General features: G+C 56.4%; 12 protein-coding genes. 4 read left to right on the top strand and 8 right to left on the bottom strand.

What is annotated here, in order from left to right; genetic code table 11:
• Positions 1 to 2 precede the first annotated feature (2 nt).
• The 6 genes from rsxD to ydgT form a co-directional block, all read right to left on the bottom strand.
• Positions 3 to 1,061, bottom strand: coding sequence for an electron transport complex subunit RsxD (gene rsxD, locus ACVKSX_RS04050; RefSeq protein ID WP_010670076.1), 1,059 nt, complete (start codon positions 1,059 to 1,061; stop codon positions 3 to 5).
• A complete protein-coding gene (rsxC, locus tag ACVKSX_RS04045; protein ID WP_354438404.1) occupies positions 1,062 to 3,767 on the bottom strand; it encodes an electron transport complex subunit RsxC in 2,706 nt (901 codons plus the stop codon).
• Complete coding sequence (gene rsxB / locus ACVKSX_RS04040; protein WP_010245386.1) at positions 3,760 to 4,338, bottom strand: electron transport complex subunit RsxB; 579 nt, start codon at positions 4,336 to 4,338, stop codon at positions 3,760 to 3,762. Before rsxB ends, rsxC begins: the two co-directional genes overlap by 8 nt.
• A complete protein-coding gene (rsxA, locus tag ACVKSX_RS04035; protein WP_003853423.1) occupies positions 4,338 to 4,919 on the bottom strand; it encodes an electron transport complex subunit RsxA in 582 nt (193 codons plus the stop codon). Before rsxA ends, rsxB begins: the two co-directional genes overlap by 1 nt.
• 123 nt (positions 4,920 to 5,042) lie before the next feature.
• Positions 5,043 to 5,486 carry a DUF2569 domain-containing protein gene (locus ACVKSX_RS04030; RefSeq protein ID WP_010245382.1) on the bottom strand — a complete coding sequence of 148 codons (444 nt, stop codon included), beginning with the start codon at positions 5,484 to 5,486 and terminating at the stop codon, positions 5,043 to 5,045.
• A 110-nt stretch (positions 5,487 to 5,596) separates the two neighbouring features.
• Positions 5,597 to 5,812: a transcription modulator YdgT gene (ydgT, locus tag ACVKSX_RS04025; protein WP_003853427.1), complete on the bottom strand. Its 216-nt coding sequence runs from the start codon at positions 5,810 to 5,812 to the stop codon at positions 5,597 to 5,599.
• Positions 5,813 to 6,499: 687 nt separating this feature from the next.
• Between ydgT and ytfQ the strand changes: the two genes are divergently transcribed.
• From ytfQ to yjfF, 4 genes are all read left to right on the top strand, one after another.
• On the top strand, positions 6,500 to 7,456 hold the full coding sequence (ytfQ, locus tag ACVKSX_RS04020) for a galactofuranose ABC transporter, galactofuranose-binding protein YtfQ (RefSeq protein WP_010245380.1): 957 nt from the start codon (positions 6,500 to 6,502) through the stop codon (positions 7,454 to 7,456).
• Positions 7,457 to 7,532: 76 nt separating this feature from the next.
• On the top strand, positions 7,533 to 9,053 hold the full coding sequence (locus ACVKSX_RS04015; protein WP_010245377.1) for a sugar ABC transporter ATP-binding protein: 1,521 nt from the start codon (positions 7,533 to 7,535) through the stop codon (positions 9,051 to 9,053).
• Positions 9,046 to 10,062 carry a galactofuranose ABC transporter, ATP-binding protein YtfT gene (ytfT, locus tag ACVKSX_RS04010; protein ID WP_010245375.1) on the top strand — a complete coding sequence of 339 codons (1,017 nt, stop codon included), beginning with the start codon at positions 9,046 to 9,048 and terminating at the stop codon, positions 10,060 to 10,062. Before ACVKSX_RS04015 ends, ytfT begins: the two co-directional genes overlap by 8 nt.
• A complete protein-coding gene (yjfF, locus tag ACVKSX_RS04005) occupies positions 10,059 to 11,045 on the top strand; it encodes a galactofuranose ABC transporter, permease protein YjfF (protein ID WP_354438401.1) in 987 nt (328 codons plus the stop codon). Before ytfT ends, yjfF begins: the two co-directional genes overlap by 4 nt.
• Positions 11,046 to 11,089: 44 nt before the next feature.
• On the opposite strand, the gene ACVKSX_RS04000 is transcribed toward yjfF, so the two are convergent.
• Together ACVKSX_RS04000 and araA are read right to left on the bottom strand one after the other, a co-directional pair.
• A complete protein-coding gene (locus ACVKSX_RS04000) occupies positions 11,090 to 11,557 on the bottom strand; it encodes a GNAT family N-acetyltransferase (protein ID WP_191917067.1) in 468 nt (155 codons plus the stop codon).
• Between the two features lie 437 nt (positions 11,558 to 11,994).
• Positions 11,995 to 13,494, bottom strand: coding sequence for an L-arabinose isomerase (gene araA / locus ACVKSX_RS03995; protein ID WP_354438399.1), 1,500 nt, complete (start codon positions 13,492 to 13,494; stop codon positions 11,995 to 11,997).
• Positions 13,495 to 13,683: the final 189 nt, after the last annotated feature.

Here is a 13,683-nt window from a genome sequence, read left to right as displayed (position 1 = left end):
GCTTAATCCTTCTGATGGCCGTAAACGCGCGGCTGGGTGTAGTAATCGATGAGCGGCACACAGATGTTCGCCAGCAGCACAGCAAACGCTACGCCATCGGGATAACCGCCAAAACTGCGGATCAGCCAGACCAGCAGTCCAATCAGCGCGCCATACACCAGGCGGCCACGGTTGGTGGTTGAAGCGGTCACCGGATCGGTGGCAATGAAGAACGCACCCAGCATGGTGGCACCGGAGAAAAGATGAATCAGCGGGCTGTTCAGCGATTCTGGTGAGAAGAACCAGCCCAGCGTCGCGCAGAAGGCCAGTGACAGTAGCATGGCGGCAGGGACATGCCAGCGGATAGCATTTTTCCAAAGCAGGAACAGGCCGCCGGCCAGATAACCCACGTTAACCCACTGCCAGCCGAGGCCCGCCAGCACGCCGCTGTAAATCGGCTGCGCCAGCAGATGTTCAGCACTGTGCCCCGCGCGTAAACCAGTTTTAAACGTATCAAGCGGCGTCGCCTGGCTGATGCCATCAACACCCATCTGTAACTGCTGCATGGTTTCACCCGCCAGCGTGTGGCCCTGGAACACCATGCTCAGGCTGTCCATCAGCCCGGGTTTGATCGCCTGAAGCGTATCGGGCGGCAACCAGCTGGTCATCTGCACCGGGAAGGAGATGAGCAGGACCACATAGCCGACCATCGCCGGGTTAAACGGATTCTGGCCCAGTCCGCCATAGAGCTGCTTCGCAATGACGACAGCAAACAGGGTACCGATCACCACCAGCCACCACGGCGCCAGCGGCGGCAGGCTGATACCGATCAGGACGGCGGTCAGCAGCGCCGAGTTATCCGCGAGGGTGCTGGCAACGGGCGCTTTGCGCAGTCGCAGAATCGCTGCCTCTGTCAGCCAGGCGGTCAGCGTCGCCAGTAAGACCTGTAAAAAGGTGCCGTAGCCAAAGAAATAACACTGTGCAGCAAAACCTGGCACCGCGGCCAGCACCACCAGCAGCATGATATTGCCGGTGCTGCGGCGATTATGGGTGTAAGGAGAACTTGCGATACGAAAAGCCATTTAATCCTCAAGCGTCGTAGACGACTGCGCTTTACGCGCTTTGGCACGGGCGATGGCGGCAGCAATAGCGGCCTTGCGCGCATCATCGGGTTGATTCAGTTCAGGTGCCTGTTCAGGTTCTGCATTGGCGTTGTTTGCCTGCTCCTGGGCCTGCTCCGCTTTATCCACCGCAAAATGCGCGGCGGTGGCCAGTGCTGCGGCATCACGTGAAGCGGCATCCGCCTCACTTTCCGCCTGAGCGGCTTTCTTCGCTTTGGCGCGGGCGATGGCGGCCTGAATCGCGGCTTTACGCGGATCGGTCTCAGCGGCGGCGTCATGTGCGGCGTCTGCAGTGCTGTCGGTTGCGGCCTGTGGTGCCTCGGCATTTTCAGCCTGTGCGGCTTTCTTCGCTTTGGCACGGGCGATGGCAGCCTGAACCGCGGCTTTACGCGGATCGGTTTCAGCGGCGGCTGGCGCAGCCTCTGCAGCGCTGTCGCCTGCGGCCTGTGCCTCGGCGTTTTCAGCCTGAGCGGCTTTCTTCGCTTTGGCGCGGGCGATGGCGGCCTGAACTGCGGCTTTACGCGGATCGATTTCAGCGGCGGCGTCCGGCGCAGCCTCTGCAGCGCTGTCGCCTGCGGCCTGTGCCTCGGCGTTTTCAGCCTGTGCGGCTTTCTTCGCTTTGGCGCGGGCGATGGCGGCCTGAACCGCGGCTTTACGCGGATCGCTTTCAGCGGCGGCGTCTGGCACGGCTTCTGCAGCGCTGTCGGTTGCGGCCTGCGGTGCCTCGGCGTTTTCCGCCTGCACGGCTTTCTTCGCTTTGGCGCGGGCAATGGCTGCCTGAACCGCGGCTTTACGCGGATCGGTCTCAGCGGCGGCGGCTGGCACGGCTTCTGCAGCGCTGTCGGTTGCGGCCTGCGGTGCCTCGGTGCCTTCAGCCTGAGCGGCTTTCTTCGCTTTGGCACGGGCGATGGCGGCTTCGACTGCCGCTTTACGCGGATCGACACTGGCCTCAGCCTGGTTATCCGCCGCATCAACCGGCACTGTTTTCTTCGCTTTCGCCCGGGCAATAGCCGCTTCAACCGCCGCTTTACGCGGATCGACGGTCTGACGCGTCACCGGCTGTGTTTCAGCCTGCGCCTCGGCCTGACGCAGACGCGCCTGCGCATGGCGGGCTTCACGCTGGGCTTCAAGCGTTGCCTCATCCGGTTCGGCCGTCTGGCGGGCTTTCACCCGCGCTTTGGCCGCAGCCAGTTCGCTGGTATCGGTGCGGGCAACGCGTTGCTTCGCCTCTTCATGACGCGCTTCACGAGCCTGCTTTTCACGCTCCAGTCGCGCCTGGCGTGCTTCGAAGCGTGCTTTGGCTTCCAGCGTGCGTTTCGCTTCCAGATCGATGGCGCGCAGTTCCGCTTTTTCCTGACGGTAATATTGCACCAGCGGAATATTGCTCGGGCAGACATAGGCGCAGGCACCACATTCGATGCAGTCATCAATATGGTGAGCGCGCGCTTTATCGTGATCGCCGCCCTGGCTGTACCAGTAAAGCTGCTGCGGCAGCAGTTTGGCCGGACAGGCATCGGCACAGGCTGAACAGCGAATGCAGGACTGCTCTTCGTCGTTGTTGCCCATTTCACTGGCAGATGGAGCCAGAATACAGTTGGTGATCTTCACCACTGGCACATCCAGCGATGGCAGAGTAAAGCCCATCAGCGGACCGCCCATGATCACCATCTGACGCGGCGCAGGCGTGAACCCGACCTGGTGTAACAGATGGCTGATCGGGGTGCCGAGACGACTCCAGACGTTACGCGGCTGGGCAATCGCCTCGCCGGTCAGCGTCACAACGCGTTCGGTGATCGGTTCACCATTGATAATGGCCCGCTTAACCGCCCAGGCGGTGCCGACGTTCTGCATCAGCACGCCGATATCGGAGGAACGCCCGCCGTGCGGCACTTCCTTCCCGGTCAGGATGCGGGTCAACTGCTTGGCACCGCCGGAGGGATATTTGGTCGGGATGACCCGGATGTGCAGATCGCGCTCGCTACCCAGCGCCTGCTTCAGTGCGGCAATGGCTTCAGGCTTGTTATCTTCAATGCCAATCAGCACCTGTTCAGCCTGTAACACCCAGGCGAGAATACGGCTGCCTTCCAGGACTTCGGCAGCGTAGTCCTGCATCAGACGATCGTCAGCGGTGATATAAGGTTCACACTCCGCCGCGTTAATAATCAGGGTTTTAACACCGCGCAGGCCGCCCTTCAGTTTGGTGGCGGTAGGGAAACCCGCGCCGCCGAGACCGGCGATGCCGGCGTCGTGAATACGCTTAACAATGTCGGCGCGCGGATGCTGACGGTAGTCAGGCAGCGGATCCAGCGGCATCCAGCGGTCGTCGCCATCTGGCGTCAGGAAAATGCAAAGCTCAGAGAGACCGGAAGGGTGCGCGGTCATATGCTGACCGATATCTTCAATCACGCCGGAGGTGGGCGCATGGACTGGCAGCATGCGGCCAGTGCCAAATGTCAGAGGCTGACCGCGCAGCACTTTGTCGCCAGGCGCAACGCAGATCTCACCTTCATGTCCGATATGCTGTTTCAGTGGGATAATAAAACGGTGCGGCAACGGCAGTTCGGAGAGCGGCGTGCCGTTGGACTGGGTTTTCATTTCCGGCGGATGAATACCACCCTGAAAATCCCAGACCTTCTCTTTTTTCAGGAAGTTAAACAGATTAAGCATGAGTTTCTACCGGGATCACCCGTACAGGAATGGTATTTAAATCCCACTTCCAGTTAGCTGGCGTGGTGGCAACCGGACGCATTTCAATACAGTCAGTCGGGCAGGGCGCGACACAGAGATCGCAGCCGGTGCAGACATCGCTCAGCACGGTGTGCATGGCGCGGGTTGCCCCGACAATCGCATCCACCGGACAGGCCTGAATACATTTGGTGCAGCCAATGCAGTTGGCTTCATCAATAAACGCCACGGTTCGCACCGGCTCTTTCGCCGTTTCATCGCCATCAATCGGCTGCGGTTCAACGTTAAGCAGGGCTGCCAGCTTGAGCATGGTCTGCTCACCACCTGGCGCGCATTTATTGATCGCTTCACCATTGTTACCGACCGCATCCGCATAGGGACGACAACCCGGATAGCCACACTGACCGCACTGGCTCTGCGGCAGGATGGCATCAATCTGCTCAACGATAGGATCTTCTTCGACCTCAAAGCGGCGCGAGGCGTAACCCAGCAGCGCGCCGAACACCAGGCTCAGCGCACTTAATACGGCAACAGCAATCCAGATCGCGGTCATCAGAATTTCACCAGACCGCTGAAGCCCATAAACGCCAGCGCCATCAGGCCCGCGGTAATCAGGGCGATGGAGTTGCCTTTAAACGGGGCAGGAACATTAGCCAGCACCAGCCGCTCGCGCATACCGGCGAACAGCACCATCACCAGCGAGAAGCCGATAGAGGCACTGAAACCATACAGCGCGGCCTGCATAAAGGTGTGGTTAAGGTTGACGCTCAGCAGAGGTACGCCCAGCACCGCACAGTTGGTGGTGATCAGCGGCAGAAAGATACCCAGCAGACGATAGAGCGACGGGCTGGTTTTACGCACCACCATTTCGGTGAACTGCACCACGACGGCGATCACCAGGATATAGGCCATGGTACGCAGATAGACCAGATCCAGCGGCAGCAGGATCAGATGGTTGACCAGCCATGCGCAGATCGAGGCCAGGGTAATGACGAATGTCGTGGCGAGGCCCATGCCAATCGCCGTTTCCAGTTTTTTGGAAACGCCCATAAAAGGACACAGGCCGAGAAACTTCACTAATACGAAGTTATTCACCAGCACGGTGCCAACAAAGAGAAGCAGATAATCGGTCATTTTTTCGCCTGGGAGCCAGAAAGCGGCTTATTATCATTGATAGCGCGGCGTATCTCAACACCTGCGCCATCCGCTGAGCGGCAGACCGCACTCAGAATTAAATTCCTGACATAACTCACAGCGTTATGGCGCGATAAAGGTCGTTTTTACCCGTTTTGAGCGTTTGAAGTAGGGCGCAAACACCGCAGCGGCCAGCAGCGACAGCAGTAATGTCTGGAGGGCACGGCTATCGGTAACCGGCGTAAAGGCAAAGGTTTTCAGCGCCAGCAGCACGGTAATCAGCAGCCAGAGCAGGTAGTGACGCGGCAGGCGGCGGGAGCGCTTAAAGAACAGCCAGCTGATCCAGAGACTATAAGCCCAGACCGCCACGGCGGTGAGCAGGGAAATAGCCCAGTAAGAGAAGAGTGTGCTGCCGTGAGAAAACAGCGCCACACGCCATTCCGGATTAAACAGTGGTGTCAGATACATTGCCAGCACCAGAACGGTGGTTAACAGGGTCATTATCAGCCAGGCCAGCGGCAGCAAAAGCCAGCCACCAATACGCGGCGCAGCAACCTGTTCATTCATCGTGGTTATTCCTGTCTCGGGGAGTCGAAGCGCAGCAGAATAACATGTCCAGAGGGGCACGCCCATCCGGACAAGATCAGCGGGATAAACCGCGATAAATCAGCCGGAAATCAGACCACGTAGCGCCACACCGTTTTAGGGACACAGCCGAGATCATATAACCGTCCGCCAGAGACCAGTTCAGCACGTCGGTGATCGGCAGCCCGGTACATATTGATGATTTCCAGATCATTCGTCAGGGAGTAATTAAGATGATCGAAAAGCTTTTCCAGACTGTCTGAATTATTTACTTTGCGGAATTTAAGCAGGTAATCGTGCGCAGTCATCATTGCCATAACAGATAGAAGTAACAAAGGAGTGCTCAGTATAGGGGGCAAGCTTATGCTGTCCAGATCATGCGGCTTAAAAAAGGCGAAAATCAGATAAAAGCACCTTATTAGTCACTAAAACTCCATATCTGGCTTTTTTACTATTGTCTGAGCCAGCAACTCAGCGTCTCTAACTTAAACACCTCACTAACTAATTACGGACAGAGCCGGCATAAAGCGTTTAAAAGCAGAGGTTAAATATTATTTTTTTTCTTATTCAGCGCTGACAATGCATTAGTGGCTTCTTTCTCACCCTTTTAGCCCAAAAAAATTAACCATTCTGCACTTAGTGCCAGAGAAACGTTTCGCCCCTGACTCAGGCCAGCGATCTACTGTGCGGACTATCACAAATCCCATTTTTTGTTCATCGCAGGCCGGATAACCCGTTTTGTACGCCTGGCTGTAATCGTTTCCAGTGGCAGTAAGCATAAGCGATTCTGTTTATTACAATTATTTAACGAGCAGATTTTTTCTACTCAGCCGTTTTATCCATAACTCCCTCGTCAGTCAAACCGTGTGACTACACGTAACCCCTTTAAATTGCTCTGTTTTGTGAAGTGTGTCGCCATTATGCACGCTTTTTTAGTCCAGTCTAAGCAGGCTCTCTACCCTAAACAGCAAACGCCTTTCAGAGGATTAAAAACTATGTGGAAACGTTTACTTCTGACCACGCTGGTCAGCGCCGCGTTAACCGGCCCGGTACTCGCTGCAGATATGACGGTCGGCTTCTCGCAGGTAGGTTCGGAATCTGGCTGGCGTTCGGCGGAAACCAACGTAGCGAAAAGCGAAGCCAAAAAACGCGGAATCACCCTGAAAATCGCCGACGGACAGCAGAAACAAGAGAATCAGATCAAGGCGGTACGTTCGTTCATCGCTCAGGGCGTTGATGCCATCTTCATCGCACCGGTGGTGCAGACCGGCTGGGAGCCGGTACTGGAAGAAGCCAAAGATGCCAAAATCCCGGTTTACCTGCTGGACCGCGCCATTGTGGTAAAAGACAAATCGCTCTATCAGGCGGTGGTGACGGCTGACAACGTGCTGGAAGGCAAGCTGATTGGCGACTGGCTGGTGAAAACCGTGGGCGACAAGCAGTGTAACGTGGTGGAGCTGCAGGGCACGGTGGGTGCCAGCGTAGCAATCGATCGTAAGAAAGGCTTTGCTGAAGCGATCAGCAACCATCCAAACATTAAAGTGATCCGCTCGCAGTCGGGTGACTTTACCCGCAGTAAGGGTAAAGAGGTGATGGAGAGCTTTATCAAGGCGGAGAACAACGGCAAAAACATCTGCATGGTTTACGCGCATAACGATGATATGGCGATCGGTGCCATTCAGGCGATTAAAGAAGCTGGCCTGAAACCGGGCAAAGATATTCTGACCGGCTCGATTGATGGTGTACCGGATATCTATAAAGCGATGCTGGCGGGTGAGGCTAACGCCAACGTGGAGCTGACGCCAAACATGGCTGGCCCGGCGTTTGATGCGCTGGAAAAATTCAAGAAAGATGGCACGCTGCCGCCAAAAGTGATCAAGACCGAATCTAAGCTGTTCCTGCCTGCCGACGCGCAGAAGGAGCTGGATACCAAAAAAGGCATGGGTTACTGATTCACCGATCAGCCGCAGACCAGCCGCAGACCGCCCTACGGGGCGGTTTTTCATGACGTGAGGCGGAGTGAGCAGAATGACCACGCAAAATGAAACACCGCTGTTATCCATCAGCGGCGTCAGCAAAGGTTTTCCCGGCGTCAAAGCGCTGAATAATGTTTCCTTTGATATCCGTAAAGGGGAGATCATGGCGCTGCTGGGGGAGAACGGTGCCGGCAAGTCCACCCTGATTAAAGTGCTGACCGGTGTTTACAGCCGTGATGCAGGGACCATCACCCTGAATGGTGAGCCGATTACGCCGCATAATACGGCGCAGGCGCAGGAGATGGGCATCGGCACCGTTTATCAGGAAGTAAATATGCTGCCGAACATGTCGGTGGCAGATAACCTCTATATTGGCCGCGAACCGCGCCGCTTTGGCATGATCGACCGTCGCCGGATGGTGCGGGAGGCCGATGCGCTGATGCGGAATTATGGTTTTTCCCTCGATGTGACACGTCCGCTGGGCCACTACTCGGTGGCGATGCAGCAGATTATCGCCATCTGCCGCGCGGTCGATCTTTCCGCCCAGGTTTTGATCCTGGATGAGCCGACAGCCAGTCTGGATGCCAGCGAGGTTGAGATGCTGTTTACCCTGATGGCGCAGTTAAAAGCCAAAGGGATGAGCCTGATTTTTGTGACGCACTTTCTCGACCAGGTGTACCGCATTACTGACCGGATTACCGTGCTGCGTAACGGGCAGTTTATCGCCACCCGCGATACCGCGACGCTGCCGCAGATTGAGCTGATTAAGCTGATGCTGGGTCGCGAACTGCTGGAGACGGCGCTGCAGCGGCAGGGCAGCACGCTGCGCAGCAATCAGCCGGTGGTGTCGTTTGAGGATTACGGCAGGAAAGGCACCATCGAGCCCTTTAACCTGGAAGTTCGTCCAGGCGAGGTAGTGGGACTGGCGGGGCTGCTGGGTTCGGGCCGCACCGAAACCGCCGAGGTGTTGTTTGGTATTCGTCGCGCCGACCGAGGAACAGCGAAGATCAAAGGCAAGGTGCAGCGCATTACTAATCCGGCGAAAGCCTCGCAGCTGGGCATGGGTTTTTGCCCGGAAGATCGTAAGACAGACGGGATTATCGGCGCGGCCTCGGTTCGTGAAAATATTATTCTGGCGTTGCAGGCGCAGCGCGGCTGGCTACGGCCAATTAAGAAGCGTGAGCAGCAGGCGATTGCCGATCGTTTTATCAAGAGTCTGGGTATTCGTACGCCGCATGCAGAGCAGCCTGTGGAGCTGTTATCGGGCGGCAACCAGCAGAAGGTGCTGCTGTCGCGCTGGCTGGTGACCAAACCGCAGTTTTTAATCCTCGACGAACCGACGCGCGGCATTGATGTGGGCGCGCACGCCGAGATTATCCGTTTAATTGAATCCCTGTGCGCCGATGGTCTGGCGCTGCTGGTGATCTCCTCTGAACTCGAAGAGCTGGTCGGTTATGCCGATCGGGTGTTGATTATGCGCGATCTGAAGCAGGTGGCAGAAATTCCGCTGGAGCAGCTTTCGGTAGCGTCGATCGTCAATGCTATCGCGGACGGAGGGGTAAAACATGCTTGAGTCCCCTATGACATCTGAAAAAACGCCACGTCGTAAGCTGAAACTCCCGCCAGGGATGCCGCAAATCGCCGCGCTGCTGTTGGTGCTGTTGATTGACAGTCTGGTGGCCAATAACTTTTTTGCCGTGCATCTGCAGGATGGGCGTCTGTTCGGCAGTCCGATCGATATTCTTAACCGTGCGGCACCGGTTGCCCTGCTGGCGATCGGGATGACGCTGGTGATCGCCACCGGCGGCATCGATCTTTCCGTGGGTGCGGTGATGGCGATAGCAGGCGCGACGGCTGCGACATTGACCGTAGCCGGACACGGTGTGCCGTTTATTATTCTCTGCACGCTGGGAACCGGTTTAGCCTGTGGCGTATGGAATGGCGTGCTGGTGGCGCTGCTGCGTATTCAGCCATTTGTTGCCACGCTGATTCTGATGGTCGCCGGGCGCGGAATCGCTCAGCTGATTACGCAGGGGCAGATTGTGACGTTCGACAGTGACAGTCTTGGCTGGTTTGGTAACGGCTCGCTGTGGATGTTGCCGGTCCCGGTCTGGATCACACTGGTGGTAGCGCTGGCGGTCTGGTTGCTGACGCGCAAAACCGCGTTGGGTCTGTTTATCGAAGCTGTTGGGATTAATCTGCGCGCGGCCCGTAACGCGGGTGTGACAGGCTGGCTGGTGGTGATGTCAACCTACGCCATAAGTGGCGTTTGTGCCGCTGTTGCGGGGCTGATCGTCGCGGCGGATATTCGCGGTGCAGATGCCAATAACGCCGGATTATGGCTGGAGCTGGATGCGATTCTCGCCGTGGTGATTGGCGGTGCGTCGCTGATGGGTGGCCGTTTTAATCTGGTGTTGTCGCTGATCGGCGCGCTGATTATTCAGTCGATGAATACCGGGATTTTGCTCTCCGGCTTCCCGCCTGAGCTGAATCAGGTGGTGAAAGCGGTGGTGGTGATGTGCGTGCTGTTGCTGCAGTCACCACGGTTTATTGCGATGTTGAAACGGAGACGCCCGACATGATTAAACGTCATCTTCCGCTGATGATCACCTTGCTGGTGTTTGTGGCGGGTTACCTGTTTTGTCTGAGTCAGTTTGCGGGCTTTGCCTCCACCCGGGTAATCTGCAATATTCTGACCGATAATGCTTTCCTTGGGATTATCGCCGTCGGCATGACCTTCGTGATTTTATCGGGCGGTATCGATCTGTCTGTGGGTGCAGTGATCGCCTTTACCGGCGTGTTTCTTGCCCGGGCGATCGGTGATTTTCATATCGATCCCTTGCTGGCCTTTGCGCTGATTCTGTCGCTGGGCACGCTGTTCGGCGCCATGATGGGCTGGCTGATCGATGCACTGAAGATTCCGGCATTTATCATTACGCTGGCGGGGATGTTTTTCCTGCGCGGATGCAGTTATCTGGTGTCGGAGAACTCAATTCCTATCGATCATCCGTTCTACAGCATGCTTTCCAGTCTGGCGTGGAAAGTGCCGGGCGGTGGGCGTCTCAGCCTGCTGGCGGTGATTATGCTGGTGGTGGTGTTTGGCGGGATTATTCTGGCGCACCGCACGCGCTTTGGTAACCGGGTTTACGCCATCGGTGGCAATATGACATCCGCCCAACTGATGGGCGTTTCGACCCGTGCGACCACCATTAAGATTTATATGCTTTCCACCACGCTGGCGACGCTGGCCGGGATCGTGTTCTCGATTTATACCTCGGCAGGTTATGCGCTGGCAGGGCTGGGTGTGGAGCTGGATGCGATCGCGTCAGTGGTGATTGGCGGCACGCTGCTGTCGGGTGGTGTCGGTACAGTTTTGGGCACGCTGTTCGGTGTGTTGATTCAGGGGCTGATTCAGACCTGGATTAACTTCGACGGTACGCTGAGTTCCTGGTGGACTAAGATCGCCATCGGGATTCTGCTGTTTGCGTTTATCGCCCTGCAGCGGTTACTGACGGTCATCTGGGATCGTCAGCAGAACGCGCCCGTTAAGCGATTACCTTCCTGAGTTCTTCAGTACTCCGGTCAATGGCGGCTCGCAGGAGCCGCCTTTTACTGCGCAAGGCGCAACACCATTACCGTGACCTCTTCACCCGCTATTTGCCGCTGTTCCACCGCCTGCCATCCTGAACGCTGATAGTACGCCTGTTGATCGGGTGTATAGAGCCACAGTTCACCCATCTGCTGTTGTCTGGCTCGCGCAATCGCCTGCTGTATTAACGCTTTTGCCACGCCCTGACCCCGGAATGCCTTGTCCGTCACCACCTCACCAATCCAGAATTCTCGTGCCGGAATGTCATCCAGTTCATAGCGAATGACGCTACAGGTCGCGACCACCGTTTCGCCATCCGGTGTGGCAATAAGAGTAAATTCTGCCGAAGGTTTCTGATTGCGCTGTTTTAAACGCTCAAGGATGGCAGGCGGGTGAGACCATGCAGGAAGGTGTGACCATTCAGTGTGCAACAGTTGTGCGGTTTGTCCGGCGAAGCCGGGATGTTGGTTTAGCTCGGCAATTTGCATGGCGCTGGCGACCTTTGTTTTGTCAGGCTACAAGCAATACAGGCTGGTGGGGGAAAGTGCAAGTTCATGAAAGGGTTAAGTTATAGCAAAGACTTAGGTTCTCTTTTGTATGACAGGAAAAACAATCGCTATTGGATTTAGGTGCAAGGTCAGGAAAGATATGCCTGATCGCAAAGGATTCCCGCATCCATGCGGATCGGCCGCGCCATCCCTGGCGCGGACGCTTTGCTTTTCAGGCATATCTTTCCTTCCCGGTTGGGCTTGATCATGGCTTTAAAAACATGCGCTGAACTATCAAAATTACGGAATGCCCGTCATTCCCGACTGAATAGCACAGTATTTATCAAAAACCGATGCCGCATAATCCTGCGTCGGCCGTTTCATTAACTTACTTAAGAGCGCTGTTAATTAAAAAATCGAACAGCGCCCTTTAGTTATTAACGTTTCAAACGGTAATACGCTTCGTTCCAGCGCAGTGCGTCTTTAAACGCAGGTAAACGCGTGTGCTCATCAATCACCAGCACTTCAATGTCGTTCATCTCACCGTACAGATACATATCATCCAGCGTCAGCGCCTGGCTGAACACCGTATGGTGCGAGCCGCCGCCCAGAATCCACGCTTCGGATGCAGTCGCCAGTGACGGCTGGGCTTTCCACAGTGCGCGCGCAACCGGCAACTTCGGCAGCGGTTTCGGCTGTTCGATAGCATCCACCACGTTAACCAGCAGACGGAAACGATCACCCATATCAATTACGCTGGCGTTAATCGCGCGACCCGCTGGCGTTGAGAAAATCATGCGCGCTGGATCGGCTTTATCACCAATGCCCAGGAACTGCACATCGATCAATGGCTTCTCTTCAATGGCAATCGACGGGCAGACCTCCAGCATATGCGAGCCGAGAACCAGATCGTTACCGGGTGAGAAGTGATAGGTGTAATCCTCCATAAAGGAGGTGCCACCTTTGCGATCGCCTGCCAGCACTTTGAAAATGCGCAGCAGCGCAGCGGTCTTCCAGTCACCTTCACCTGCGAAGCCATAACCCTGACCCATCAGACGCTGAACCGCCAGACCTGGCAACTGCGTCATGCCGTGCAGCGTCTGGAAGTTGGTGGTGAAAGCGTGGCAGCCTTCCGCTTCCAGGAAACGCTTCAGACCCAGCTCGATGCGCGCGGCATCCAGCACGTTCTGACGCTTTTCGCCGCCGGAAGCGGCAACATCGGTAAAGCGATACAGGCTTTCATATTCGTCGACCAGCGCATTCACGTCGCCATCGCTGACGCCATTGATCACCTCAACCAGATCGCCGACGCCCCAGCCATTCACCGAATAACCGAACTGAATCTGCGCGGCGACTTTATCGCCTTCGGTCACGGCCACTTCACGCATGTTGTCGCCGAAACGCGCGACTTTCAGCTGCTGACTGGCCTGTTTGGTCAGTGCTGCACGCATCCAGTTGCCGAGGCGCTGCTGGCTGGCGCTATCCTGCCAGTGACCGGTCACCACGCTGTGCTGGAGGCCCATACGTGCGCCGATGAAACCGAACTCGCGGCCGCCGTGTGCGGTCTGGTTCAGGTTCATAAAGTCCATGTCCATGCTGTCCCACGGAATCTCCGCATTGAACTGGGTATGGAATTGCAGCAGCGGCTTATTCAGCACGCTCAGGCCACCGATCCACATTTTGGCCGGAGAGAAGGTATGCAGCCAGGTAATGATACCGACGCACTCCTTGTCATAATTGGCATCGCGACACAGAGCCAGCGCTTCATCCGGTGACTTAACCAGCGGTTTCAGCTCCAGACGCAGCGGTAAACCGGCCTGATTTAAACCCTCGACCACCTGACGTGCATTCTGTTCAACCTGGCGTAACGTCTCCGCCCCGTAGAGGTGCTGCGTGCCGATGACAAACCACACGCTGTAGCTGTTTGACTGTTCCATAAAACCACTCCTTTACTTTGAGCCTACCTCAATAGGCTATTTTATTTGTCAGTCTGAACCTGGGCAGTGCTCACACAGGCTGCTTTAGCAACCTGAACGCCCGTCAGGGCGGCCCTGAAAGGGCGAGCGTAGCGAGTCATCCTCACGTACTCCGTGTACTACGGATTGTTCCGCGCTGTCCGTGTCCAG

The organism is Pantoea sp. PvP021 (assembly GCF_054056055.1).
This window is presented reverse-complemented; position numbering and strand designations above follow the sequence as displayed.